Source organism: Aquimarina algicola, from assembly GCF_006443095.1.
GTDB classification, from domain to species: domain Bacteria; phylum Bacteroidota; class Bacteroidia; order Flavobacteriales; family Flavobacteriaceae; genus Aquimarina; species Aquimarina algicola.
Genome location: NZ_VFWZ01000003.1, coordinates 230,473 through 256,782, shown reverse-complemented (window position 1 = coordinate 256,782; position 26,310 = coordinate 230,473). Strand labels below are relative to the sequence as shown.

Here is a 26,310-nt window from a genome sequence, read left to right as displayed (position 1 = left end):
TTGGGGGTTCAACAATTTGGAAGAATTTTCTTTCTTCCAATTTTGCGAAGCTAAGATATAACAGTTTATAGAAAGTTGGTTACGCGTTTACCGCAAAATTTGTAAGTTTAACGTCATAATTACATTTATTACAATAATATTATGAGTATTATTCTTACATTTTATTTTTCAAATTATAGCAAATATTGTTGGTATATATGTAATTGTCTAATCTTGCGATGAGTATCTGTCAGAGTTGTTAGAATCGATTGAATGCAGAAAGAAAGTGCTGAAAATTTACTTTTTTTAACTTAATGTTAATTAAATATTAATTCTAATATTGATTGTTAAAAAGTAAAAGTAGATATCTGGTATATTTTGATCTTTACAGGTTTATTTTTTTCAATACTTGCAATAAAAAAAATCTTTTAGCAAAAAGAATTACTAAAAGATTTTTAAGATTTAGAATAGAGAATTAATGTTTATTATCTTCTCTATTTATAATGCAAAATCGGTATGTTGTATTAAAAATTGTTGTCGTACCCGATTCTTATTTTTTTAATAACTTCTTCAAAATATAAGATGGCCCAGATAATTTTTTCTGTATCTGCATAAGGGATAAATTCAGTAATTAGATTGCTGTTGCTTTCTATTGCTTGCTCTGTTGCGATATGATGTTTATTCAACGTTTTTAAATGGTCAGAATTCTCTTTAATTCCGATATCAGAAAGCTTGATGTTAGCTTCATTAGTTAAGGATAAGTATGGGAGTACTGTTACGATTTCTGTTACACGTTCTGTATACAAGGTTATAAGTTCTCCTTTTTTTAGATTTTTAAGTTGATTAATGGTATGGAACTTATTAATTAGTGCTTTCTCATTAAAAAAAACGTTTTTTTGAGTTTGAGCATAATTTTGTTGTAACATCAGAAGTGTTACGATTGCAATAAAGAATAGTCTCATTCGTGTATAAATTTTAGTAAGTATTTTCAAATTTAATATTTTGATACGTAAATCCCTTCATCTCATACTTGTATTTTAAGATTAAATATCAAAAATATTTGAATAGTCTTTTTAATTTTTTACAGTATCCTTTTTCTTTTTTCTGTTAAGGAATCCTCCAAGGATGTTTTTTGCAGTATTTTTTATTGATTCTTCTGTGCTATTTTGCTTGGTTTTTGAAGAGTCTGATGGTGTTTTAGACCCTCCCAATAGTTTTGTAAGCGCTTCTTCGCCTTTGCCAACGATTTCTCCTTTTAGTTTGTTTTTTTGTTTGCTTATGAGTTGTTGTGTAAGCTCTTTTACAGCATCTCCTGCATTCAAATTAATTTTTGGATTTGCAAAATTTCCTGATATCCCAATCGGTAAGCCAACCGTCATTGTATTTGCTTCCTGATCGTTAAGTTGAGACATAAGGCTACCAACTTCGTCGCCAAGATATTTGGCAGGTACCTGAAGATTAATATCATATTTCATATTTTGATCAAAGCTATGACTACCTCCTGCTTTTACCTTAATCCCTTCTACATCAAATTCAAAGGGTTTTACATTGATTTGACCATCATCAAAACTCAGATTTGTTTTGATATCCTTCAAGTTAAGTTGATCAATGTTGATAAAATTGAGTTTACTGTCTAGATTTGCCAAAAAGGGAGTTTTGGTAGTAGATACTTGCGCATTTAAAATCTCTGCAAGTGCATTACCTTTTAAAGACGTCAGAATAGGAGTGAGGTTTTCATTCAAATTACCGTTTAATTTTATTTGTGAAGAGAGGTCACCGGTCAAAGCTTTGGCAATTGGAGCTAATCCCTTGATTAAATCCAGATCATTGAATGATTTTGTAATATCGATCTTACTCAAGTCTAATGCCATATCAAAAGTAGGTGCCTTTTCTTTTGTAGAAACATTACCATTAAGAGCAATATTTCCATCAAAAATAGAAGAAGTGACATTCTTTAAATATGCTGTTTCTTCTTTTATAACGACAGTTCCTTTGGTGTTATTAAGTTCAAGGTTGTCATAAAATACTTTTTTAGTATCAAAATTTAGTGTAGCGTCTATAAATGAAGGAATCCTCATGGTTTCATCTTCTGTAGCGGTTTTAGCAATTTCATCTTTAGTTTGTTCTTCTTCATCTTCTTCACTACTAACCATAAAATCATCTACAGCAAAAACATTTGAGTTTACATCAAAATTTCCTTTTAAGTCTTGTTTTGCAAACAAAAAGCCCATCAAGTTATTAATTGTTCCTGTTGCAGAAATATCAGATCTCCCTGTTGTTGCTGTCATTTTATCTAATACGATAGTTTGCGGGTTGAAATTAACGTTTGCACTTTCTATTTTGATTTCATTAGGAACATCAGGAGAAGCGTAGGTGAATTTACTAATGTTGACAGTACCAGATGTTTTGATATTTTGATACTGTTCTTTTTCTAAAGATTGCATATCAAAATGCGTATTGATATCTGCTTTTACGATTCCATTAAGCTCCTGTTCTAATTCTAATGGGTATGCTTTGTCTAGATTTGCAAGATTTAATGAACCTTTTATGATCATATCTACAATCATATTTTTGGTAAGATTCTTTAAACTTCCTTTGGCGGCAAATGCATCTTGATCTATTTTGAAGGTTAAATTACCGATTTTTACATAAGTGTCATCAACTCTACCGGTTTCATTTTTAATATTGGTGTCGATGTTTATATTGCTAACTCCTTTTGGGAGATCAGGATATTTGAAAGAAGCATTGTGAGATAATATTTTGATATCCATTTTTGGGATATATGTATCGTCTGATCGACCTTTGATCATACCATCGATAGAAAAATCACCACTGGTTGTGACACCATCAAGATTTTTGGCATATACTTCGGGAATGATCGCCAAAAAGTTTTTAAAATCCGAAGTTGGTGTTTTGAAATTGAGGTCTATGTCTGTGTAATCATCAAATAATTGTACAAAACCGGCAAACTCAAGCGGTAAACGATTGATAAGTGCTTTGTTTTCTTTGAATGTATATTTTTGGTTTTCTAGATCTAATTCTATTTGTGCATCAAGTTGAAGCTTGTTGTTGTTTAAATACTTTGTATCTCCCATTCCAAAAGATGCACCAGTATTGGTTTTTGTATCTAACAATACTTTTTGTCCAGAAACAGAACCATCTCCACTATGGTTGAGTGCTGTCATTTCTAAAAATATCTCGCTCACATCATCTTTGTACAGAATTTTACTATTATTGATTTCGTAGTGTTCTAAAGCAAAAGTAAAAACACCTTCCTCTTCTTTGGGTTCGGGCTCAGAGGTTTCTTTTGTTTCTTTAGCTATGTCTATATTAGAGTTTCCAGAAACATCTGTTTTTACTGCAATATTAGCCTCGTCTATAATTACTTTTTGAACGCTTATTTCATCTTTTGCAGTTTTAAAGAGTTCTTTTATAGACATGTCCAAAGCAATTTTTTTAGCATATGCTAAGGTATCACCCTCAAACGGAGCATTATTAATAATCGAGAACTCGTCGATTACCACAGATGCTTGCGGGAAACTTCGAAGTAAACTAATATCTAAATCTGCAAAATCAACTTTAGCATTTACATGTTCATTCACTATGTATCTTACTTTATCTTTGATAGTGTCTTTGAATAAAAACGGAATAGAGATTACCGCTACAATAAAAAGTAAAAACACTATACCTAAGATTTTAAGGGCTTTTTTCATCATTTTAAGGCTTTTGGGCAAAATAATAATTTGCAGATATAAAATATCACTTTTTTAGTTAACTATTTGTTAGATTTTATTGAATTTGAAGCGTAAAAATCGTTAAAAAAAGTGAAAGGTTATGTCTTGTTTGCTATGTTGAAGTTATTCTGTTTTGAATGCGAATACACAAGATTAGATATCAAGTTCGACCTCATCACTAGACTTTAATGAAAATCTTTTTCTTAATGCATATACAGCTATATATAATATAGGCGTATCTAGTGCTGCGACCAGTACTTTAAATAAAAAACCATTAATCAGCAGTGTGGTAAAACGATCCCAGGCAATAACATTTGTAGCGCATAGTAGTAAAAGTACTGTTGCAGTGTCTATAAATTGAGAAGAGAAAGTAGAAAAATTATTACGAAGCCATAAATGTTTTCCTTTTGTTAAACGTTTCCAGAAATGAAAAATCTGAATATCTATATATTGAGCAAAAAGATATGCAATCATAGATGCAAAAACAGCAATGGCTGTGGCTCCAAAAACAGTGTCAAAAGTATCATCGTCAATTGGTGACCATGAAGTTGCAGGTACAGAAGATGCTGTATAGATAATTAATAGCGAAAAGAAAGAGGCAAAAATACCTGCTGTAACAATCTGATTGGCTTTTTTCTTACCAAATATTTCACTAATAATATCCGTGATTAAAAATGTAATAGGATACGGTAAAATGCCTACTGAAATTTCAAATGTATACACTCCAAAAAAGTCCCAGTAAAAAAACTTTTGAAAAATAAGATTTGAGGCAACAAGTGATGATATAAACAATGCACCAAGAATGAGATATATTCGGTAAGCAAAACGTTTATCTTTTAGGCGCAAAGAAATTTCTTTCAAAATAAATAATAATTAAAAATACGTTCTCCAAAAATAAGGCGAAGTAGTTTTGTTTTCTTTAATTTGCCCCTAAAAATAAGGAGTTCTTTTCAGAAAAAATAAAAACTTATATTGAAAACATCTCGAAGCATACACATTTCATTAGGAAGTAACAAAGGAGACAGGTTGGCATTATTGCAAAAAGCAGTTGATGAGATATACATTTCTATAGGTGATGTGGTTTCTATTTCTAGTATTTATCAGACACCAGCATGGGGATTTGATAGTGATGATTTTTATAATGCATGTATTGCAATTGATACTTATGAAACCGAAGCGGTTGTTCTCGATAAATTATTAAAGATTGAAACGCAATTAGGAAGAAATCGAACTTCTACAGAAGGATACGAGGCGAGAACTATCGATCTAGATATTATATTGTCTTCTGATGAGGTGATTGAAACTTCAATATTAACTGTTCCGCACCCGGCAATGCAGGATAGGAAATTTGTATTACAACCTTTAGCCAATATAGCAAGGGATATAATGCATCCTGTATTACAACAAACCGTTAATGAATTGCTTAATCAAACAAATGATACGTCTGTTATAACCCTTTTAGAAGCGCAATTAGTTAACCCTAAGGATAGATATCATTTATCAAAATATCAATACCTTACTATCGAAGGTAATATCGGAGCAGGTAAGACAAGTCTGGCAAAATACATGGCAAAAGAATACAATGCTAAGTTGATTTTGGAACGTTTTGCAGATAACCCGTTTTTGCCAAAGTTTTATGAAGATATGGAACGTTATGCTTTTCCATTGGAGATGTCTTTTTTGGCAGACCGTTACCAACGGTTACAAGATGATATTGCTCAATTTGACCTGTTCAAAGACTTTGTGGTGAGTGATTATGATGTTTTTAAATCTTTGATTTTTGCTAAAGTTACTTTGCAACCAGATGAATTTACGCTTTACAAAAAAGTGTTTGATCTCATGTATCGTAATTTAACGAAACCAGGATTGTATGTATATCTGTATCAGAATACAGAACGGCTTCTTGAAAATATAAAGAAAAGAGGTAGAACATATGAGCAGAAAATACCACCCGAATATCTAGAAAAGATTAATAAAGGATATTTGCAATTCATGAAAGCGCAAAAAGAATTTGAGGTGAAAATTATAGATGTGTCGACCAAAGATTTTGTTGCCAATAGAGAAGATTATATTTCTATACTTAAAGAGATCAATTGATGTGGAGCTTTTGAGCTTTAAATAAGATGGAATTTATTTAACTAATGAATAAAATGGTATTCTTTCTAGAGAAACCATTTTTTTGCTTCATTTTTTTAAAAAGTAAAAACAATTATTAATTCAAACCCTCATTACTTCTTATATAACCACTAAGAATTACATTTTTTTTAGCTTTTCTATGATTGCCAAAGTTTCTTGGTGTGTAATGTCATTGATATCAATTTTGCTATCCCAGAAATAGTACCCATTTTTATCTTTTGCATAACACCCGCAATCGTTACAAGTTTTAAATGTTTTGTAATCCACAGCGTCCATTTTCATAGCTCTTTCTCCAAAAATGTAGTTTTTGTCTTTTGCATAACAACCTCCTATAACTTTGAATGTTTTTATATCAGCATTGTCAACTATCCATATTTTTCCGCCACCAGCCATTGAGTAGAACGTATAAATATGATTTTTGTCTTTATAAAAAGAACTTCCTAAGTATTTGAATGTAGGCAAGTGAATGACTTCGACCAAAGGTCTTCCATCAGATAAGTATTTAATATAAACCTCTACAATAACATCTTCCATTCCGCCTTGTGTCTTGAAACCCAAATCTCCGGTTTTAGATTTCCAGAGTATAGATTTAGTCTTTTTCCAGTCTAAAAGTTTATTAATGCTGTCAACTCTATTTTTGTATTTCGTTAATCTTTTGGTTCTATCTGTTTCACTAGTATTGGTTATTTCCTCATTAGTGGTTTTTTCAACAATACTTGTTTGTGAAGGTTCTTCTTTTTGCTTTGATTCTTTTTTGCAACCTAGTATAATCGTCATTACTATTAAAAAAGCATAAAAAAATTTCATTAGATTGTTTTAAAGTTATTTTCAGTGACTTTTGTATTCTAAGTTAACCAAAAATCTTTTGCCCTGTCACTAGATTTTATTTTAATTCAACAGGTTTTAGAGTGAAGGTAATATCAGATGATTAACAAACAAAGTGTTTTGAACGATTTGTATATATTCTTTTAGATGCGAGAACAAAAAAATAAGGAGCTAGTTAACGATTAAGTTTACAGAACAGATCCCATACTACAACTCCCGTACTTACAGAAATATTAAGAGAATGCTTGCTGCCAAACTGAGGAATCTCGATAACCTGATCACTTTCTGAAACAACATCTTGTTGCACTCCTTTTACTTCATTACCAAAAATAATCGCATACGTTTGATTTTTTTTAGGTTCAAAATCATCGAGCATTACAGCGTTTTCTGCCTGCTCGATCGATAAAACAGTAACATTTTTTTCTTTTAGTTCTTGAACTAATGCCAAAGTATCTTTTTTGTGCTCCCAATCTACAGTATCCGTTGCTCCCAAAGCAGTCTTTTGGATATCTTTATGAGGAGGAGTTGCCGTAATCCCACATAGGTATATCTTTTTGATTAAAAATGCATCTGCAGTTCTAAAAACCGAACCAATATTATTTAGGCTTCGTATGTTGTCTAGAATAATAATTAAGGGTGTTTTTTCTGAAGCTTTAAATTCGTCTACTGTTTTGCGAACCAGTTCACTATTTTTAAGTTTTCTATTCATTTTCAAGTGTGTAGTATTTTTTGTTGTTTGATGGGAGTACTCAAATTTTTAACCAAAAGTATAATTTTCTTTTTATCGATAGTATCATATTCGTATCAAAAATATGTACCGCATACTTCATAGTGAATTGTGAATAAAAATGAATAACTCGTAAAGTTGATTTTTCTAAAAGAATAGTAGAATAACTACTTTAGCAACATTACTAAAATAAAGGTTTGAATGGCAGGAAAGAGCGGTAAAAAGGTAACCCCTTTGATGAAACAATATAATGCAATTAAAGCAAAATATCCAGATGCTTTATTATTATTTAGAGTTGGAGATTTTTATGAGACTTTTGGAAAAGATGCCATAAAAACAGCTGCTATTCTTAATATTGTTCTGACCAAGAGAGGAAATGGAAGCGAGCACGAGACAGCTTTGGCAGGTTTTCCGCACCATTCATTGAATACATACCTCCCAAAACTGGTAAAAGCAGGAGAACGTGTAGCCATATGCGATCAACTTGAAGATCCCAAGCAAACCAAGACAATTGTAAAACGTGGCGTTACAGAATTAGTTACTCCCGGAGTAGCACTTAATGATGAGGTATTACAAAGTAAAACCAACAATTTTTTATGTGCATTGCATTATGGTAAAAAAGAGATAGGTATTGCATTTTTGGATGTGTCTACAGGAGAGTTTCTAACCGCTCAAGGTAATGCAGAACATATTGACAAACTGATGCAAAATTTTGCACCAAGTGAGGTACTTGTTACCAAACCTAAAAAGCAAGCTTTCTATCAGGATTTCGGAGAAGATTATCATTCTTTTTTTCTGGAAGATTGGGTGTTTAAAGAAGATTACGCTCATGAAACATTATATAAACATTTTGAAACCAATTCTTTAAAAGGTTTTGGTGTAGATCATTTATCAGAAGGTATCATTGCAGCAGGGGTTGTACTTCATTACCTTAACGAAACCCAACATCACAAGCTACAGCACATCACTTCGATACAACGTATTGCCGAAGATCAATATATTTGGATGGATCGTTTTACGATTCGCAATCTCGAATTGTATCATGCCAATGCCAATAATGCAGTGACGCTTCTGGATGTTATTGATAAAACAATTTCTCCTATGGGAGGACGAATGCTAAAAAGATGGTTGGCATTACCACTTAAAAATGTATCGGCGATTCAACAACGACACCAAGTTGTTCAATATTTTCTTGAGCAAACAGCATTGCATCAGAAAATTCAACAGCAAATCAAACATATCGGTGATATTGAACGACTTATTTCTAAAATCGCAACAGGCAAAGTCAATCCCCGAGAGGTAGTGCAACTCAAAAACTCGCTAGAAGCTATTGTGCCTATAAAAGCACAGGCTTCTCAAAGTGATAATGAAGCGCTAAAGAAAATAGGAGATACTTTGAACGATTGTGAAGTACTTCGCAATAAGATTAAAGAAACTCTTAATGAAGATGCGCCCGTGAATGTATTAAAAGGAAATACGATTGCAGAAGGGTATCTCGATGAATTAGACGAGCTACGTGCTATTGCGTACTCCGGAAAAGATTATCTGGATAAAATGCTGGAGCGCGAAACAGAAGCTACAGGAATAACCTCTTTGAAAATAGCGTCTAATAATGTTTTTGGATATTATATAGAAGTTAGAAATACGCACAAAGACAAAGTGCCGGATACTTGGATTCGAAAACAAACTTTGGTCAGTGCAGAACGATATATTACAGAAGAGCTTAAAGAGTATGAAGCAAAGATTCTGGGGGCAGAAGAAAAGATATTGGCATTAGAACAACAATTATTTAATGATCTGGTGATTTGGATGAATGAATATATCAAACCCGTTCAGCTCAATGCATCTTTAATAGGTCAGTTAGACTGTCTGTGTTCTTTTGCACAATTGGCTACAGAACATCAATATGTACTACCCGTTGTAGATGAATCGCATGAGTTAAAGATTAAAGAAGGTAGGCATCCGGTAATAGAAAAACAACTACCCCCGGGAGAACAATATATTGCCAATGATGTTCTATTGAATAGAGAGGACCAGCAGATGATTATGATTACAGGACCTAATATGAGTGGTAAATCTGCTATTTTGAGACAAACAGCCCTAATCGTATTATTAGCACAAATGGGGTGCTTTGTCCCTGCTGCAGAAGCTCAAATAGGAGTTGTTGACAAAATTTTTACCAGAGTAGGAGCGAGTGATAATATTTCTATGGGAGAGTCTACATTTATGGTAGAAATGAACGAGACAGCCAGTATTTTGAATAATATTTCTGATCGTAGTCTTGTATTATTAGACGAAATAGGAAGAGGAACCAGTACCTATGATGGAATCTCTATAGCATGGGCAATCAGTGAATTTTTGCATGAGCATCCTGCAAAACCCAAAACCCTTTTTGCTACACATTATCATGAGTTAAATGAGATGTGTGAAACCTTTGACCGTATCAAAAATTATAATGTATCCGTCAAAGAACTAAAAGATAATGTTCTTTTTTTACGTAAACTCGTTCCTGGCGGTAGCGAACATAGTTTTGGGATTCATGTGGCCAAAATGGCAGGAATGCCTCAACAAGTGCTGCATAGAGCTAATAAAATGCTCAAAAAATTAGAAAAATCACATAGTAGCGAAGAGCTCACCGATAAGATCAAAAAAATGCAAGATGATGATGAGATGCAGTTGAGTTTCTTTAACCTAGATGATCCATTGCTCGAAGAAATCAAAGAAGAAATCCTGCATATTGATATTGATACCCTTACTCCGGTAGAGGCATTAATGAAACTTAATGAGATCAAAAGGATGTTGACCAGAAAAAAAGCCCCTCAGGTTTAATAAAGATTAGTTCTTGATACATTTTGGAGTCGCTACTATAGAATCAAGTAAAAAAAGAAATTTTTATACTTTTGAAAGCGTGTTAGTTAGCATAAATTTTAATTCTTTTTTGAAAAAAGGCTTTGCTATTACTAGAATTGTATTAAATTTGCATCCGCAATCAAGAGTTGCGAAGTTCATAACTTACTGCGAAAGTAGCTCAGGGGTAGAGCATCACCTTGCCAAGGTGAGGGTCGCGGGTTCAAATCCCGTCTTTCGCTCTGAGACAATCATATAGTCCATGCTGAAGTGGTGGAATTGGTAGACACGTTGGACTTAAAATCCAATGGGCAGTAATGCCCGTGCGGGTTCAAGTCCCGCCTTCAGTACTTAATAACCCTTTGATTTTTCAAAGGGTTATTTTTTTATACCAAGTTTTGATTGATCTTTTTATTTCAAACTTCTTAAATACTATGAATTCTTCAAGTTACAAAAAACTCATAGTGTTATACCTATAGAATCTTCAAAACGATAAGATGAATTGAGACTATTTATAGTACTGCTAAGCACTTTTTTTGAGCCTTTTATGCCTAATGATATCTTTTTTATTCCTAGTTAGAATGTTTTTTGACGCTTAACTTATGTTTATCATTTATTGTTTAATCCTTCAAAGGTATTACGTAAGTAGTAGTAAAGGTTATATAAGTACTTCGAAGGATTATAGAAGTACTTGTAAATAGTTTTTTCAGGCGTCATACCCTTATAGTTAAGGGGGTAATCTCTGTAATTATATACTTAGGAGGAGCAAGAAAAAGCTTTTTAATGCTACATTTTGGGATTGCATGGCATCATTAAATAGATCGAAGTACTTTTGTAATCCTTAGCAATAGTTTTACATGGGTTTTGATTGTAGCTCATCATATAAAATTACAGTTTTGAAATTGAAAGTAAAAAGTACAGAATAATTACTACAGAGTTTAACTTTTAAGCTCCTCAAACCTCACTCCTCAAAGCACAGCGGTCTCACAACCTCATATTATACTAATCATATAAATTTAATTTAAAACTCAATCAAAGCGCCTAGTATATCGTCTTGCTCTTTGGTTAATGTTAGTACTTTTTCTATACGTTCCTCTTTATCGGTGCCAAAGTATTTATAGATTTCTATAGACACTCCAACCGGGCCATGAATAGTTTGCTGGCGATCTGCAAAAAAATCAATCAGTATTTTGTATGTACCTTTTTTAGCATTTTTTACAATGATTTCTTCAGGTCCAAAGCCTTGAGTAATATCAGTATTGTACCTAATATTTTCTGATTCATCGTTACTATAGTAGAAATCTTCTCCAGCAGGAGTGATCAAATGCAAATCGATATCGGTATTGCTAGATGTCCAATTTAATACGGCTCTTAGATCACCCGTGACCATGTATTTTTCTTTTTTAAGATTATTATCTTTTACAGCTATGGTATTGTAATCATTGTATAATGTATTTAAAACCTCTACATAGTCATCAGGGTCGCGATTTCTTTCAATCCAGCTCCCTTCTAATGCTTCTTTCAGCACTTTTGCTGCTTTGGTGTAGTTTTTATTGAGTTCGTAAGTAACGGCTAAATCTCTATGCGCAATAGGCTCGTCTGGTCGTAAAGCTAGAATTTTTTCAAAAATAGGTATGGCTTCTTTATAATACCCTGTAGAGCGTAACAAATAGGCAAGTGTTCTCATGTTTTCATGATTGTCTAATTGTATTTCTGCAATATTAGACCAGATTTTAGCTGCGATTTCTGGTGCATCCTCTTTAAAAATACTTCCTGCGGCCATATAAAACCCTACGGGTTGTTCTTGATTTGTAACAAGGCTTAGATATTTTTGATATCGCTTCTGAGGTTTATATTTTTTAATTTTTAATAAAGATTTTGGAATATTGTTCCATACTTTTTTAGAGAGTTCATGAATGATATGTTTGTTATACACGATAGGAATTGATATTGCGTCATCTTCAACAAAATCTTTTGTGTAAACAAAGATGATTCCACTCTTTGCAATATCACCACCAAGTTGTTTTGCTTTTTTTTGGGGTATGATTTCTAGCGAAAAAATATCATCCCAATCTAAATATTTAAGTTCATCTTGTCCATCTTCCCAACGTAGCGTGTCAAAGTCATCGTCATCGTAATCTACAAATACCAACGGAGATTCTCCCAAAATAATATGCTCGTTTTTTCTTTTGATAATCAGTTCTTTATTATAACTGAATACTTGATAATCGTCTATGTTTGGTGCGTTTTCTAAAAAATCGATCTTATTTTTGTATTTAGGGTTATTGCTGGCAACCCCGGTCACTACTACTTCTTCGAGTACAGCATTATCTTCTGGCATATCAATTTGATGACTTCCCGGAGTAATAGTTTGTTGCACGCCTTGATAACCAATAAAAGAAAAATTCAATGTTGTGTTGATAGGTACTGTTAAAGAGAAATTTCCATCAAAATCGGTTTGAGTGCCTATTGTTCCAGAATTTATAAAGACATTAACCCCAGGTAGTCCGTATTCGTTATTCTCCCTTATCGTTCCACTAACAAGATATTCGTCACCATTCTGTGTTACTGTTATGTTTATATTGGCATCCCCAGAAGAGGGAGTTTCATAATTTTCATCAATGATTGGGGCTTCAGTTTTAGGAGTGATTAATGATTTTTTTTCTGTTAATAAAGCTTCTAACTTTTCCCTTTTAACTTCAATACGGTCTTCAATTGCTTCTAGATTTTTCTCAGCTGCTTCTAGAACTCGTTCTAGTTCTTCTTCTTTTTCAGGAAATCTCCAAATTAATAAATCGTTTAAAGCTTCGTTTTGTTCCCAGAAAACTTCGGTTATGATCTCCTCTTTTTCTAGTTTGGCTACCGCTAGATTATCAAAATATAATTGTTTCAATTTACGAGTTGGAGGCACAATTTCATTTTCTATATAGTCTTCAATATTTTCAAGTACAATAAGTGATGTGTAATCTGTTAATAGATTGTATTGCAATCCTAAAGATGTTATTTGATCTCTGTATCTTTCTGGATAAAGACTTAGATTATTTATTTTTTCTATGGCAAATAGTTGTTCTAAATCTATGATAGAAGTATCTATCTTAATAGGGGTGATTGGGTTTAATGTATCTGTTTTATGATTGATTGTAGGGGTAATGGTTTTAGTATGTTTTCCCTTGGCGACTATTGAGAGACGTGCGTTTGAAATGCGAGTGTTTTGCTCTGGATAATATTCGGTAAATTCGTTTTCTTTACATCCTGAAAAAAGAGAAGCTTCTTCTAGTAATTCTGAAATACTATTGTCTAAGGTTTTGTTTTGCAAATTAATATATGCGCCGCCATGTGAAGTCGCAATGGCTTTTAAACGTGAAGGATTACCTGAGGCTTGTGCTGTTATTGTATGTAATATCCCATCGCTATTTTTGAAGTTAATATCCCCAAAATTAGATAATCCATCGCTGCATAATAATGTAATGTCTGACTTTGGAAATTGAGTAATGCATCCATATTGTGTAGCTGCATCATATGGGATAGCATTCAGAAACCGTTCTAGATTTTTAGTATTACCATTTTTGATATTTATCTTTTTGGTCTCTGTTATTTGAGTATTAAATAGAACTATATTGATATTGACATGTTGTAGTCTCTTTGCCAATGCCTTTAAAAACTCAATTTCGGTATCTACTTGTCCTTTTCTTGATCTGGAGTGATCCCAAAGTACTGTAATGTTTTTAGGTAGTGTTTTAGTTTTGTTGTTTTTTAAAACGGGTGTTGTAGTGTAATAATAAAATTGACCTTTGATTTTTTGATAGTACGAGAATGATTGTTGCACTGGCGTTATTGTGATATCAAAGTTTTTTACAGTGTTTGATTGTAATGATATATTTCCGTTTTTTTTGTTGATATCAAATGATTTTATTTTCGAAAATTGTATTTGATCTGTAAATCCAACAAAATTGATTTGGATGTCTTTTTGAGCTATTTTTTCTTTAAAATGTACAGGAAGCTTAAAACGCATTGTTCCATTTTCCCATATTAATTTATCCAGGATTGTAAGTTTGATAGTTCTGCTACCTTTGGCAGGTATAGGATATACTCTTGTTTTAAAATTATTATCTTCTGTTTTTTCTAATAAGCCCGGATCAATAGAGCGGCTTACAATATTTTCAAAAGCAGCTCTTCCTTTTGCTCGGTCTACTCCAACCGCTTCTCTAAGTTCTCCATTGATATCTAGTGCATATCCAATAATTGTTTGCTGGTCTGATAGCGGAAATTGTAATTCTCCCGAAAGTTGTCTTTCTAAGGAATTAAAAATCTCTACAGTATATTCTGTGATTCCTAAATCTCCAAAAATGGTTGAGGTCGATTGTAATTTTTGTATCGAAATACTTTCAGCATCATCCCCATGAATCAATTGGTTTTGTGAATAGGTAATATTTATAAAAAGAATACAAAAAAGAAGCAGATGTATAGATTTGATTGGCATAGTCGTTGTTTTTGTTAATCTTTAGTTTTGAGTAATGTACTAAAGGAGATGTCTGTTTCTATAATACTATTTTAAACAAAACCCATAAATACAAAAAAATGTTATTTAGGGTTCAAAAATATCCAACTTACTTATAAGGTTGAAAATGAAATGAGCCAACTTAGCTTTTATGAATGTAAAATGCCCTTTTGATTTAGGTAAATACTTTTGTTGTATGTTTTTATTTAGGTTTCTATGCTTTAGAACTGTGCCATGTAAAGAAAACTGTAGATAGCCTGCTGTATTAGATGATAATTGTAATCTGTCGATTGTGGCAAGTTATTGATCTCTAAGTTTTAACTGAGCCTAGTGGTCATTTTTTTCATGATTATTTCATTTCTAATTTTAATTGCTGTTAAAAGTTTGAATAACTATTTTGTTTTAGAGATTTTGGTTGTGAAGCTAGTAATTATTTATTATTCGTTGATAAAAAAGACGCCTTGATTCCAACAACCATTGGGATAAGAGAAGGTTTTCTTTATCTGTTGGTTATCAGGAAAAAAGTTAGTTGTTACTTCTTCGCAAGAGCTTTCTAAATCACAATAACAACCTTTATATTCAGAAATTGATAGATTAATCACCTTCCATTCGCCTAAATTGTTTAAGCTCATATGAACTTCGACATATGCTCTTATAGAACTTTGATCTTCAATTACAAATTCCTTGAGTTTAAGGATCTTATTTTTAATTTCTATTGATGCTGTTCTTATATTTCCGGATTTAGGCCTTCCAAAGTCAAAATCAGAATTGTCTTTAGTCAACCAAAGAACCTTTTTAAGCAATTCAAAATTAATTTTATCAGGTTTATCAAAGTCAGTTTTTTCAAAATTAGCCGGAGCATAAATTTTGAGTTGAGTACTTTTAATTATCTTCTTTAGAGATTTTGTCAAATATTTTGATTCTTTTTTTTCCAATAGGGAAGCCTATATCTAAATCAGTTTTTGTTTGACCTTTGGTAAATTGTATTGATATTATTAATAATAAAATTAAAGTATTTCTCATTTTCATAATTAGGTCTAATAATGTTGTAGTGTCTTATTTTCGGATTACTGTGCCAACAATGTCCAATTTATTTATAAGTCCAATATATCTAGAATCTTCTGAATTATGACGATTATCGCCAATCACAAAACATTTCCCTTCAGGAATTTTTAATGGCCCGAAATTATCTCTATTCCAATTTTTATTATACTTTTTTACAATTTTCTTATCTGTTCGGTTTTTAGGTTCAATCTGTATTTTTGATGATAGTCCATGTTTCTGTGCTATTTTATTAATTAGAAAAATAAAGATTTTATCCTTTGTCCTATAAGCAATATCTTTTTCCTCAATAAGCTCTTTATCTAGTAATTTTTGGAATTCATCTGGGTCAAGAATATAGAAATGTTTCAAAGCCATACTTTTATCAATATTTTTTTTATTTAGGTAAAGAACCCCGTCTTTAACCTCAATAAGATCACCAGATTTGCCTAATAGTCGATGAACTCTTAAATGTTTACCGAACTTTTCGTTTTTATATTCATAACAAACAAAATCGCCATTATTAAAGTCAATTAAATTGGAAACAAAAATTTTTGAATGAAGTTTCAATTCAGGTTCATTTGCAGTTGTTGGGATATTATACATTTTCAGCATGTCTGTTTGCCCAAATACATTACAAACTCTTAATGAAATTACAATAACTATTAATACCGTTTTTATTTTATTCTTCATAATATGCTACAACAATCCCATAAAGGATATATTTCCATCACTTCTAAAGTATAAAAGTAACAATATCAAACAAAACCAAGATAGTATTGTCTTGTGTAAACAAATTTGTGATAAGAATTAGTTTAGGTATTTATAAAGCATTCTACTAGGATAATGTAACGATCTGTCAATATTTATTTATATTTTTAACAAATCATGAAAATAATGATCTTTGTTCGATCTTGAGTTTCATTTTTTTGTGATTAAAATTGTATGTCAACTATGAGTATATTTATGATTATTGTTTTAGGACTTATTGTTCTATTGTTTGTAGCAGGAATTTCGATTTATAATGGTTTGGTTAGTAAGAAAAACCTTATGGAAGAAGGATGGAGTAGTATTGATGTCTTTCTTAAAAAGCGAAATGATTTGATACCTAATCTTATGGAAACCGTAAAAGGATATGCCAGTCACGAAAAAGAACTTTTTGAAAATGTTACCAAATCAAGAAATCTGGCTCAAAATGCAAATACAGTATCCGATCAAGGAAACGCAGAAAATGCACTTAAAAACTCTATGATGAATCTTTTTGCTATTGCAGAGAACTATCCCGAATTAAAAGCAAATCAAAATTTTATTGAAATGCAAAATGAGTTGAGCGCAATAGAAGAAGAAATTGAGATGGCGCGCAGGTATTATAATGGTACAGTAAAAGATAATAATATTGCTATAGAGAGTTTTCCTTCTAATATTATTGCTAATATGTTCAACTTTGATAAAGGGACTTTCTTTGAAATTCAAGATGCCTCACAGCGAGAACCTACAAGAGTATCGTTTTAACATTATACTATGCTAAACGTTTATGCCGCTTATGATGTGTTTCCTAGTTCTAAAGGATCATCTACCCACATCAAAGAAATGATATCTGAGTTGTCTACTCATGGCGACGAACTTAGATTATTGTGTTTGAGGGGGAATGATAAGCTACCTGCTGTACAGAAGCATGAAAATATTTTGATTAAAAGATATTATGCTGAAGAAAAATTAAACTATCTGGAAAAAGCCTCTTTATTTTCTGAAGAAATCTTTTTAGAAATAGAAAGAAATGTCAATGATATTGAAATTGCGCATTTTAGAGACATATGGAGTGGCATGGGGATCATAGCACACAAAAATGTAAAATCAGTTTTTGAGGTTAATGCACTTACCTCTGTAGAACTCCCTTATCGTTATCCGAATCTTACAGATGATTTTTTAAATAAACTTAAATTCTTAGAACAAAAATGTCTCAAAAACTCTGATGTTATTGTAACGCCTTCGTATACCACAAAAAAGTTTTTGATGTCTGATTATAATGTCTCAGAAGATAAGATTCAGGTAATTCCAAATGGAGCCTACATTCCTGATGTTTTTGAAAGACCGGATGATGCCCCAGAAAACTATATTATTTATTTTGGAGCGCTACAACGATGGCAAGGAATAGAGGTGCTTCTAAAAGCAATGGCCTTTTTAGAAGATTATGAAGATTTGAAATTACTGATTTGTTCGTCTGTAAAAGAAAAAGCGTTTAAACCATTACAAAAATTAATAGAAAAATTAGAAATCAGTGACCGGGTCATTATAAAATCAAAATTGCAAAGAGAAACATTGTATAATTATATACATTTTGCAAAGTTATCAATAGCACCGCTAAAAGCATGTGATCGAAATATTATACAAGGGTGTAGCCCGCTAAAAATATTAGAATCTATGGCGTGTGGAACTACTTTGGTAGCATCAGATTTACCCGTAGTAAGAGAACTTGTTTCTGAAAAAGAAGCTATGTTGGTCGAGCCGGATAGAGAATTAGATTTAGCTCGATGTATCCGTTTCTTATTAGATAACCCAGAAGAATGCAAAGCATTGTCAGATCAAGCATTAGAAAAAATGAAAAAAGAATTTACCTGGTCATCACAGTTGAAAAAACTAAATCAGGTATACGAAGACCTAAGAGCTATTTAATATGAGTCAACAAGGAACTGTTTTAACAGCAGAACAATTTAGTGGAGCCCCAATAGAAAGGGCTCATTTGCATAGAGGATTCAAATCAAAAAAAACACCTCTCAAATGGATTCGTTTTTTTAGAGCCTGTGTTTTACAAAGAGAAAATGCGAATATTAAAAAGAAGAAAGAACTAAAAAAAATCTGGTTTGGTGCAGTGATCTTGATAGCTCTGGGATTTTTAATTAACTATTTTTTTTACTTCCCTTTTTTCCTATTTATTTTGGCAGTTATAGGTGTTGCGATAATATTAACGTCAAAAACAAAAAGTAAGTTTAGAAAAAATTATACAGATGGTTTTGACTTTTTTTCAGATTATTTTTCTGCTTTTTTTGCATTAATAGAAGAAGATTTACAACCGCAATCAAGAATTTCATTAGAAGCCAATGTAAAAAATACAATGCAATCTGCAAACCTGGTAAAACAGGAAAAACATCAGTCTAACACCAGAGGATTTATTTCAGGAAGTAACTATTATTATGAAAAAGAGATTAGTAACGGTTCATGTTTCCTTAGTGATGGATGTATGCTCTCTTTTAATTTTACAGAACGGTTGAGAAATCGTGTTGTTAAAAAAAGAAGTGCCAGCGGTAAAAGAAAAACGAAACAAAAATATAAATCTGTATATCCTTTTGTATTGAAAATGAAAATTCCGAAGGCAAAGTATATCCTTAAATCAGAAGTTGATACATCTGATATACAATTAGCAGAAGATACTGATTTTTATATCGTAAAAACAATCAGAAAATTTGATATTAGAAATGAGCATCCAGAAAAATATCAACCATATGCATCAAGTTCTATAGAAATGTTCTCCTCTGATTATTTTGCTTTAGAACTCATTAATTTGATAAATGTTAGTTATAGTTGTGTAACTCCAAGAGTGTAAATTTATATGGAAGAAAGACAAAAATGTGAAGAAACTATCGGGTTATTTGTGCTACGTACCTGTGATGCTATAAAGGTTTATAATTGTATGAAATGTGGTAAACCGATTTGCAGGGTACATGCTTTTAAACCTTTGACAAATAATGGAGCAAGTGGTGGTGATCAAAAATTGTGTTTGTCATGTTTTACAGAAGAAGATACACGATTAACCAAAGACATAGAGCTATATTCAAAAGATCGATACGTATGGCGTAGAAAAATGATAGAACGTTTTCATAGAGAATATGAGTATATGACTTTTATAGCAGAGGATTATGGATCGTTATTTATGGGGCATGACCATTATGATTATTATGATGATACAGACGACAGTACTTCTTACTTTGACAGCTAATGAGCCTTCTTTTTATTACTCAACATTATCATCCTAGTAAAGGGGGGATGGCAGAATCATGTGATCGAATCGTTCGTAACTTTAGAAAGCATAAAGCTGACGTACACGTGATTCATTTTACCAATAAAAGGAAAAAATTTCGCACAGAAGCAGCTGTTCAAGGTAGTTATACAGCAGTACCGGTTTATAATTCAGAAGAATTTACACTCAATTTGGCTTTTCAGTTTATAGAAGGGCTATCGATATTAGAAGATGTAAAATATATAGTTGTTTTTGGAGGACATCTTCCTATTGTTTTAGGGCCTATTTTATCAAAATGTTTAGAGAAGCCGTTAGTTACGTTTATAAGAGGAAACGATTTTGACGAGGCAATTTTTTCTAAGAGACGTGAAGCACTTTTGTATACACTAAAGGAATCAAAATATATTTTTACAGTTACTAGTGAAAAAAAGGATAAAATAACCAAATTAATACAACACCCTGATGTATATTTTACCCACAATGGGATTGACTGTAACTTATGGCAACCGGCTAAAAGCCAATTAAAAAGAATTGATACCTTAAAAAGTAGCTCAGAAGAAAGAAAACGAATTGTAATTGTAGGACAATTAAAAGCTAAAAAAGGAATACTAGAATTTTCAACAACCTTTTCTGTTTTTAGTCATAAAGAAGAATATGAAATTTGGATGGTAGGAGACATAGAAGCGTCTACCAAAGAATACATTGATCAACTTGATATTACAGTTAGGTTTTTCTCTTTTGTAAATAAAAATGAATTAATAACTTTTTATCATGCGGCAGATATAGTTTTGATTCCGTCTTTTTATGATGGCATGCCAAATGTATTGTTAGAAGCAGGAGCGTCAAAAAATTTGATTATTGGTTCAAATGTAGGTGGTATAAAAGATGTAATCGAACATGAAAAAGATGGTTTTTTGTTTAATCCATTAAAGCCTTCTAGTCTTTTAGAGATACTTACCAAAGTTCATAGGTTAGATCAAGAAGCAAAAAATGAAATTTCTAATCGTTTATTTGATAAAATAAGTAATGAATATACAGAAGAAAAAGAGATCACAAATTATTTAAATAAATTACAGGTATGAAAAATATATATACAGTATTCCTATTTTGCGTTTTGATATTAGCAAATAGTTGTAAAACCAAAACAGAAAATAACTCATCTACAGATGCGACTACAGTAAAAGAAACCAGTGTTGAAGAAACCAGTGTTGAAGGAACAACTATTGATGCTCAAACAATTATCTCTAGCCCTTCTGGAGAGCAAATAGGAGGATTTACTCTAGAACCATTAACAGTTTATGCAGCGGGAAGTAAGTACATGAGCAAAAGTAAACCTGATAAGCATAAGTTTTACACCAATGGGTCTATGGTGTACGAAGTAAAGCTTAAAGCAGGTGATTTTAAATTAAGGGATAGTAAATCAAATTTATTATGGAAAATAAAAGTGTACCCTGATAAAGTTAAAGTGTCGAATAATGAAGAAAATGAAAATGCTTTTGAAATTAAAAAGTATGAAGATAAGATCAAAATAAAGCAAGATGAAAATACAGTATATGAGGTACAATTAGGAGATTCTTCAATTGCGGTAAATGATGAGGTTTTATATCAATTTTCTTCTGATGAAAGTAGTTATGCATATGCAGTTTTAGCGATAAACGAAATTCCTGAAGATCAAAGAATATTTATTCTTGCAGAATTATTGAAACAGTTATAGTGATATTGTTTTATGCATACGGATCAGGTTTAGGGCATCTCAATAGAATATTAAGTTATATTAAAGTAAGAGCACTTGAGTTTTCGTCATGTATTATAATGACAAACTCAACATATAAAACATTTCTTCCCAAAGAAATAAAAACGATGTATTATCCTGATTCTTTTTTTAAGAATCAAATACTGTTTTTTGAAACTTTACTCCAAATCATAAAGCAATTTAATGTTCGTGAGCTTGTAGTTGATGTTTTTCCTAGTGGTTTTTATGGAGAACTACACAATCTAGATGTCATAAAAATCAAGAAAACGATATTAGCACGTATTCTTAAGCCATTTTATTTTGATAAATATGCTTCACCTCAGTACGATGATTTGGTTGTTTTAGAAAAAGGTATTATGCTCGAACATTATAATTTTTCGAAGACAGTTTCAGTGCCTATAAAAGAAGGTTTTATATTCTCAAAACAAGAAATTAATTTGCAAATTCCTTTTTTCTTCATTCTTCATTCCGGACCAGAAGAAGAAGTAATCCAATTGTATAGATTGGCGCAATTATACCGAAAAAATAGTGAGCATATCTATATCCAGACATTTAGTAAAATGCAAAAGCTCAAAGATGAAAATGTCACTTTTATTTTTTCTGAAAGGCCAATTTTTTCTTTACTTCACGCATCAACTAAAATTTTTACAGCATGTGGGTTTAATACTTTTTATGCAACACAAAATTATCGTCAAAAACAATTTTTCCTTCCTTTTAAAAGAACGTTTGATGATCAATTCAAAAGAAAAAAATATAATTCGATTGCTTAGAAATTGATTTTTTAAATAAAATCATCTCATTATAATAAATGATTATGGATTGCCTATTCAAGCATATCAAACATGATGATTTTATAAACAAATAAAAGAATATGCTCTGTTTTTGAATATGATTTAATTTTTCTAAGTTTATAATAAACTTAGGGGTATGAATATTAATGTAACTCATATAGATACAGCCTGCTGTTTGATAGAGATAGAAGGATTTAAAATATTAACAGATCCTGTGCTTGATAATGCAGGTGGAATATATCATCATGGATATGGAGCCATCTCAAAAAAATATTCTAATCCTATTTTGGATAATACTTCGCTAGAAGCGATTGATTTAATTTTATTAAGTCATCCTCAGCATAAAGATAATTTTGATACTAAAGGTAAGGAGTTTGCAAAATCAGTTCCCTTAATTTTATCCACTCATAAGACAGAAAAGGAGTTTAGTAATGCAAAGGGGATGAAACCATGGGAGTCTTATGAGTTGAAAAACAAGAATGATTCTTCAATTTTAAAAATTACCGCTACACCTGCCCAACATCACCCAAATTGGCTTCCTAAATTTATTTCTGGAGAAGTTATAGGCTTTTATATTGAGGTAAGTACATCAAAAGACACCGTATTCATAAGTGGAGATACAGTATTCTTTAAAGGAATTTTTGAAATATCTGAAAAATTAAAGCCAATCACATATGCTTTGATACATGTAGGTAGTGCAGAGTTTAGGTATTTGACTGGCTTTGGTAAATTTACAATGGATGCAAAAGGATTTGTCAAAACAGTATCTACTATTGACCCAAAAATAGCGATACCTATTCACAATGTAGGATGGTCTCATTTTAAAGAAAATGATGAAGGAGTAAAAAAAGAATTATCAAAGGTAGAAGAGGAGTTAAGGCAAAAAGTTGTTTTTCTAGAAAGAGGCAAACGTACCGATCTTACTATTTAAAAAGTAATACAATATGAATAATTTGAAATATGCATTTGGGTTATTGCTGAAAATAATAGGTGTATTGCTAAAAAGAGTATTTGGTAAAAAGCAAAACCCTAAATGGAATTTAAAAACAGAGCTAATTTGGGCAACAACCAGGTACACACTATTATCCTCTAATATTTATGGATTAAAGTGGTTAAAAGAGTTGTCAAATCAATTTTCTCCTAAACCAAAACTAAAAAATCAAATCAAAATTGAAGAATTAGAGACAGAAGTAGGAAATTATTTGAAAATAATGCCTAAGACAAATGATAAGATTTATAATGATAGAATTATAATTTATTTTCATGGTGGAGGATATGTTCTTGGTTCTCCAAGAGCTAATATTGAATTTACTTCTAGAGTTGCTATCACCTCACATTCAACAATATTGGTTCCTTTTTATCCGACAGCTCCCGAAGCACAATATCCTGCTGCACAAGAATTTGCAGTTGAAATAGTAGAGACTTTTATAAAAGAATATTCAGGTCATAAACTATATCTGGCAGGAGATTCTGCCGGAGCCGCTCTTGTACTTTCAACATATATGAATCTTTCAGAAGAAGATGCATTAAAAATAGAAGGTTGTATTTTAATCTCTCCTTGGGCAGAGCCAACATCTCAAAGTGGTACAATTAAGACAAATTCAAAAAATGATGTTGGAGATAGCAAATATTTATTGAACTGCTACAATGCATATCTTAATGAGCAAAAAATACAACTAAAATATCCGTTGTCTTTTGATAAAAGTAATCTGATACGATTACCAAAAACATTTATTTCGATTGGGACGGCAGAGATGTTATTGGATCAAACAAAAGAATCAATATTATTTTAGAGCAGTTAGGCACAAAAACTACTTTTAAAGAATATGAATCAATGTTTCATACATTTTGGAACTTATCATCATCAATAGAAGAGGGAGAAAAAATAATTGATGATATTTCAGAATGGATACAAAAGTAATCAGTTTATTGATCTATTATTTTTTGATTCATTTAAAGTTTTTAAATTTCTATTTAAACTTCGTTCGGTAATACCTAAATAATTGGCGATATCTCTTTTAGCGATTACATCAATAAAATTAGGGAATTGCTTTTGTAATCTTAATAAATTTACTCTGATAGGATGCGATTGATGATATGAATGCCTTAATGCAGTATATCTTATTTTTTGTGCTAGTGTTTTTAATATAAGTTTATTAAGTTTTGAGTCGGTTTCAACTAATTGTGTAAAATGATTTCTTTTTATTCTAAAAACCTCCATTTGATTTATAGCCTCTATAGTACAAAAACTTAGTTCGTCGTTAAACATTTCTACTTCTCCAAAAACTTCTCCTTCTCCAAAAAACTCTTGTATAAAATCTTTTCCTGTATCTTCTGTCAAATAACACTTTGCCAAACCACTTTTTACGATATATACATCATAGACATTAGATTGCTGTTCTATAATATGTTGTCCGCTCATGATATCAAGAATTTCTATGCCTTGATGATTCTTAGCACAGTATAATTTTGTAATATAATCTAACACTTCTTTATTAATCCGTATCATTTTATTGATGCTGGGACAAATGTCCTTTTATGAATTTATGAATAGTATTTTATTTACACCTGTAAAAGTATAATAATCATTCTATTTATAATTATGAAAACAGAACAGCACCCTGTTTACAATCTTCGTTTTGGTTTAATTTGTTTAAGTTCATTGTTTTTTTCTGCGAGTTACAACATGTTGATCCCTGAATTACCTTCTTACCTGAGTAGTTTGGGTGGAGCAGAGTATAAGGGGTTAATTATTTCTTTGTTTACACTTACAGCAGGATTGTCAAGGCCATTTAGTGGAAAACTCGCTGATAGTATTGGTAGAAAACCTGTTATGATTGTCGGTACATTAGTATGTGTCGTTTGTGGATTATTGTATCCTGTACTTGGTACTGTGATTGGCTTTTTATTGCTAAGACTTTTTCATGGGTTTTCTACAGGATTTACACCAACTGCTATATCTGCATACGTTTCTGATATTATTCCACCCAAAAGATGGGGAGAAGCATTAGGATTTCAAGGATTATTTTTTAGTACAGGTTTAGCACTAGGTCCAGCATTAGGAAGTTTAATAAAATCATACTATTCTTTTTCTATTTTGTTTTATTGTTCTTCAATAATTGGAGTTTTGGCATTTGTTTTAATGGGAAAAGTTTCTGAAACACTTTCGAATAAAGAAACCTTTTCATTTTCGATTCTAAAAATATCAAAAAGAGATATCATTGCACCAGAAGTGTTGGCTCCTGCATGTATAGTCTTATTGTCTTACCTTTCATTTGGCGTGATACTTACAATTATTCCTGATTGGAGCGATTTTGTTGGAGTAAGTAATAAAGGGTTATTTTTTATAGTTTTTACGATTTCTTCACTGTCTATACGTTTTGTAGCGGGTAAAATATCTGATATTCATGGACGCGTTCCTGTTATTATTATAGGGCTTATTGTACTATTGGTGTCCTTGATTGTTATAGGGTATTATCATACAGTGTTAGGACTAATGGTAGGTGCTGCTATTTATGGTCTGGCAATGGGGATTTTATCTCCGGCTCTAAATGCATGGACGATTGATATGAGTATTCCCAATCAAAAAGGAAAGGCTATTGCAACCATGTATATTGCACTAGAAATAGGTATAGGTTTTGGAGCATTATGCTCTGGATGGTATTTTCAAAATACTATCATAAACGTACCAACGATTTTCTATACTTGCTCTATAATAACTATGATAGCTATAGCTTTTATGCTGTTTAGAGCTGCAAAACAAATGAAAATTTCAAAATAGTACATCTGCAAATATACTAGCGATTTCATTTTTACGTTCTTAGTATTTGATTGTTAAACGCAATCAATCGGTTTTGATTAAACAAGCGAGTTAATGTTGGTTACTCGCTTTTTTATTTGAATATATATTGTTTTTGGTTTTTATGTCCTTGATTTTTAGTTAGATATGGTGGTTTTTAAAGTG

21 protein-coding genes and 2 tRNA genes are annotated in these 26,310 nt (G+C 31.6%); 14 read left to right on the top strand and 9 right to left on the bottom strand.

The window, feature by feature from the left end; genetic code table 11:
• Nucleotides 1-503: 503 nt before the first annotated feature.
• From FHK87_RS11995 to FHK87_RS11985, 3 genes are all read right to left on the bottom strand, one after another.
• Nucleotides 504-941, bottom strand: coding sequence for a hypothetical protein (locus FHK87_RS11995; RefSeq protein WP_140593148.1), 438 nt, complete (start codon nucleotides 939-941; stop codon nucleotides 504-506).
• Between the two features lie 111 nt (nucleotides 942-1,052).
• Nucleotides 1,053-3,695 (bottom strand): AsmA family protein, encoded by a 2,643-nt coding sequence (locus FHK87_RS11990; protein ID WP_317133543.1) that lies wholly within the window; start codon nucleotides 3,693-3,695, stop codon nucleotides 1,053-1,055.
• A gap of 171 nt (nucleotides 3,696-3,866) precedes the next feature.
• On the bottom strand, nucleotides 3,867-4,574 hold the full coding sequence (locus FHK87_RS11985) for a queuosine precursor transporter (protein WP_394344922.1): 708 nt from the start codon (nucleotides 4,572-4,574) through the stop codon (nucleotides 3,867-3,869).
• A gap of 111 nt (nucleotides 4,575-4,685) precedes the next feature.
• On the opposite strand from FHK87_RS11985, the gene folK reads away from it, so the two are divergent.
• Nucleotides 4,686-5,810 (top strand): 2-amino-4-hydroxy-6-hydroxymethyldihydropteridine diphosphokinase, encoded by a 1,125-nt coding sequence (folK, locus tag FHK87_RS11980; protein WP_140593146.1) that lies wholly within the window; start codon nucleotides 4,686-4,688, stop codon nucleotides 5,808-5,810.
• A 156-nt stretch (nucleotides 5,811-5,966) separates the two neighbouring features.
• Here folK and FHK87_RS11975 read toward each other — a convergent pair whose 3' ends face one another.
• Both FHK87_RS11975 and FHK87_RS11970 read right to left on the bottom strand, forming a co-directional pair.
• Nucleotides 5,967-6,656, bottom strand: a complete 690-nt coding sequence (locus tag FHK87_RS11975) for a DKNYY domain-containing protein (protein ID WP_226294216.1) — start codon at nucleotides 6,654-6,656, stop codon at nucleotides 5,967-5,969.
• 193 nt (nucleotides 6,657-6,849) lie between these two features.
• Complete coding sequence (locus FHK87_RS11970; protein WP_140593143.1) at nucleotides 6,850-7,383, bottom strand: RNA methyltransferase; 534 nt, start codon at nucleotides 7,381-7,383, stop codon at nucleotides 6,850-6,852.
• A gap of 219 nt (nucleotides 7,384-7,602) precedes the next feature.
• On the opposite strand from FHK87_RS11970, the gene mutS reads away from it, so the two are divergent.
• The 3 genes from mutS (at nucleotide 7,603) to FHK87_RS11955 (ending at nucleotide 10,598) form a co-directional block, all read left to right on the top strand.
• Nucleotides 7,603-10,230 carry a DNA mismatch repair protein MutS gene (mutS, locus tag FHK87_RS11965; protein ID WP_140593141.1) on the top strand — a complete coding sequence of 876 codons (2,628 nt, stop codon included), beginning with the start codon at nucleotides 7,603-7,605 and terminating at the stop codon, nucleotides 10,228-10,230.
• Between the two features lie 188 nt (nucleotides 10,231-10,418).
• A tRNA-Gly gene (locus tag FHK87_RS11960) sits at nucleotides 10,419-10,490 on the top strand.
• Between the two features lie 22 nt (nucleotides 10,491-10,512).
• Nucleotides 10,513-10,598: transfer RNA gene (locus FHK87_RS11955), tRNA-Leu, on the top strand.
• A gap of 671 nt (nucleotides 10,599-11,269) precedes the next feature.
• Here the strand turns inward: FHK87_RS11955 and FHK87_RS11950 are convergent.
• From FHK87_RS11950 to lepB, 3 genes are all read right to left on the bottom strand, one after another.
• Nucleotides 11,270-14,728, bottom strand: a complete 3,459-nt coding sequence (locus tag FHK87_RS11950; RefSeq protein WP_140593139.1) for a VIT domain-containing protein — start codon at nucleotides 14,726-14,728, stop codon at nucleotides 11,270-11,272.
• A gap of 455 nt (nucleotides 14,729-15,183) precedes the next feature.
• Nucleotides 15,184-15,657 carry a hypothetical protein gene (locus FHK87_RS11945; protein WP_140593137.1) on the bottom strand — a complete coding sequence of 158 codons (474 nt, stop codon included), beginning with the start codon at nucleotides 15,655-15,657 and terminating at the stop codon, nucleotides 15,184-15,186.
• A 145-nt stretch (nucleotides 15,658-15,802) separates the two neighbouring features.
• On the bottom strand, nucleotides 15,803-16,480 hold the full coding sequence (gene lepB, locus FHK87_RS11940) for a signal peptidase I (RefSeq protein ID WP_140593135.1): 678 nt from the start codon (nucleotides 16,478-16,480) through the stop codon (nucleotides 15,803-15,805).
• Nucleotides 16,481-16,741: 261 nt separating this feature from the next.
• Between lepB and FHK87_RS11935 the strand changes: the two genes are divergently transcribed.
• The 9 genes from FHK87_RS11935 (at nucleotide 16,742) to FHK87_RS11895 (ending at nucleotide 24,139) form a co-directional block, all read left to right on the top strand.
• A complete protein-coding gene (locus FHK87_RS11935; protein WP_226294215.1) occupies nucleotides 16,742-17,299 on the top strand; it encodes a LemA family protein in 558 nt (185 codons plus the stop codon).
• A 9-nt stretch (nucleotides 17,300-17,308) separates the two neighbouring features.
• Nucleotides 17,309-18,460 carry a glycosyltransferase family 4 protein gene (locus tag FHK87_RS11930; protein ID WP_140593133.1) on the top strand — a complete coding sequence of 384 codons (1,152 nt, stop codon included), beginning with the start codon at nucleotides 17,309-17,311 and terminating at the stop codon, nucleotides 18,458-18,460.
• A 1-nt stretch (nucleotide 18,461) separates the two neighbouring features.
• Nucleotides 18,462-19,388: a hypothetical protein gene (locus FHK87_RS11925; RefSeq protein ID WP_140593131.1), complete on the top strand. Its 927-nt coding sequence runs from the start codon at nucleotides 18,462-18,464 to the stop codon at nucleotides 19,386-19,388.
• 6 nt (nucleotides 19,389-19,394) lie between these two features.
• On the top strand, nucleotides 19,395-19,781 hold the full coding sequence (locus FHK87_RS11920) for a hypothetical protein (protein WP_140593129.1): 387 nt from the start codon (nucleotides 19,395-19,397) through the stop codon (nucleotides 19,779-19,781).
• Nucleotides 19,781-20,884, top strand: a complete 1,104-nt coding sequence (locus FHK87_RS11915) for a glycosyltransferase family 4 protein (RefSeq protein WP_140593127.1) — start codon at nucleotides 19,781-19,783, stop codon at nucleotides 20,882-20,884. Before FHK87_RS11920 ends, FHK87_RS11915 begins: the two co-directional genes overlap by 1 nt.
• On the top strand, nucleotides 20,881-21,516 hold the full coding sequence (locus FHK87_RS11910; protein WP_140593125.1) for a hypothetical protein: 636 nt from the start codon (nucleotides 20,881-20,883) through the stop codon (nucleotides 21,514-21,516). Before FHK87_RS11915 ends, FHK87_RS11910 begins: the two co-directional genes overlap by 4 nt.
• Nucleotides 21,516-22,325, top strand: a complete 810-nt coding sequence (locus FHK87_RS11905; protein ID WP_140593123.1) for a hypothetical protein — start codon at nucleotides 21,516-21,518, stop codon at nucleotides 22,323-22,325. The genes FHK87_RS11910 and FHK87_RS11905 overlap by 1 nt, the downstream gene beginning before the upstream one ends.
• 157 nt (nucleotides 22,326-22,482) lie before the next feature.
• Nucleotides 22,483-23,277, top strand: coding sequence for an MBL fold metallo-hydrolase (locus FHK87_RS11900; RefSeq protein ID WP_140593121.1), 795 nt, complete (start codon nucleotides 22,483-22,485; stop codon nucleotides 23,275-23,277).
• Between the two features lie 13 nt (nucleotides 23,278-23,290).
• Nucleotides 23,291-24,139 carry an alpha/beta hydrolase fold domain-containing protein gene (locus tag FHK87_RS11895; RefSeq protein WP_140593119.1) on the top strand — a complete coding sequence of 283 codons (849 nt, stop codon included), beginning with the start codon at nucleotides 23,291-23,293 and terminating at the stop codon, nucleotides 24,137-24,139.
• A gap of 128 nt (nucleotides 24,140-24,267) precedes the next feature.
• Here the strand turns inward: FHK87_RS11895 and FHK87_RS11890 are convergent, their stop codons facing one another.
• Nucleotides 24,268-24,855, bottom strand: a complete 588-nt coding sequence (locus FHK87_RS11890) for a Crp/Fnr family transcriptional regulator (RefSeq protein ID WP_140593117.1) — start codon at nucleotides 24,853-24,855, stop codon at nucleotides 24,268-24,270.
• Nucleotides 24,856-24,948: 93 nt separating this feature from the next.
• Between FHK87_RS11890 and FHK87_RS11885 the strand changes: the two genes are divergently transcribed.
• Nucleotides 24,949-26,127, top strand: a complete 1,179-nt coding sequence (locus FHK87_RS11885) for an MFS transporter (RefSeq protein WP_140593115.1) — start codon at nucleotides 24,949-24,951, stop codon at nucleotides 26,125-26,127.
• Nucleotides 26,128-26,310: the final 183 nt, after the last annotated feature.

Excerpts from the sequence above, each read along its gene's own strand:
- FHK87_RS11995 (WP_140593148.1), bottom strand. The coding sequence starts at position 941 with ATGAGACTATTCTTTATTGCAATCGTAACACTTCTGATGTTACAACAA.
- FHK87_RS11990 (WP_317133543.1), bottom strand. The coding sequence starts at position 3,695 with ATGATGAAAAAAGCCCTTAAAATCTTAGGTATAGTGTTTTTACTTTTT.
- FHK87_RS11975 (WP_226294216.1), bottom strand. The coding sequence starts at position 6,656 with ATGAAATTTTTTTATGCTTTTTTAATAGTAATGACGATTATACTAGGT.
- FHK87_RS11970 (WP_140593143.1), bottom strand. The coding sequence starts at position 7,383 with ATGAATAGAAAACTTAAAAATAGTGAACTGGTTCGCAAAACAGTAGAC.
- mutS (WP_140593141.1), top strand. The coding sequence starts at position 7,603 with ATGGCAGGAAAGAGCGGTAAAAAGGTAACCCCTTTGATGAAACAATAT.
- FHK87_RS11950 (WP_140593139.1), bottom strand. The coding sequence starts at position 14,728 with ATGCCAATCAAATCTATACATCTGCTTCTTTTTTGTATTCTTTTTATA.
- lepB (WP_140593135.1), bottom strand. The coding sequence starts at position 16,480 with ATGAAGAATAAAATAAAAACGGTATTAATAGTTATTGTAATTTCATTA.
- FHK87_RS11935 (WP_226294215.1), top strand. The coding sequence starts at position 16,742 with ATGAGTATATTTATGATTATTGTTTTAGGACTTATTGTTCTATTGTTT.
- FHK87_RS11930 (WP_140593133.1), top strand. The coding sequence starts at position 17,309 with ATGCTAAACGTTTATGCCGCTTATGATGTGTTTCCTAGTTCTAAAGGA.
- FHK87_RS11925 (WP_140593131.1), top strand. The coding sequence starts at position 18,462 with ATGAGTCAACAAGGAACTGTTTTAACAGCAGAACAATTTAGTGGAGCC.
- FHK87_RS11920 (WP_140593129.1), top strand. The coding sequence starts at position 19,395 with ATGGAAGAAAGACAAAAATGTGAAGAAACTATCGGGTTATTTGTGCTA.
- FHK87_RS11915 (WP_140593127.1), top strand. The coding sequence starts at position 19,781 with ATGAGCCTTCTTTTTATTACTCAACATTATCATCCTAGTAAAGGGGGG.
- FHK87_RS11910 (WP_140593125.1), top strand. The coding sequence starts at position 20,881 with ATGAAAAATATATATACAGTATTCCTATTTTGCGTTTTGATATTAGCA.
- FHK87_RS11900 (WP_140593121.1), top strand. The coding sequence starts at position 22,483 with ATGAATATTAATGTAACTCATATAGATACAGCCTGCTGTTTGATAGAG.
- FHK87_RS11895 (WP_140593119.1), top strand. The coding sequence starts at position 23,291 with ATGAATAATTTGAAATATGCATTTGGGTTATTGCTGAAAATAATAGGT.
- FHK87_RS11890 (WP_140593117.1), bottom strand. The coding sequence starts at position 24,855 with ATGATACGGATTAATAAAGAAGTGTTAGATTATATTACAAAATTATAC.
- FHK87_RS11885 (WP_140593115.1), top strand. The coding sequence starts at position 24,949 with ATGAAAACAGAACAGCACCCTGTTTACAATCTTCGTTTTGGTTTAATT.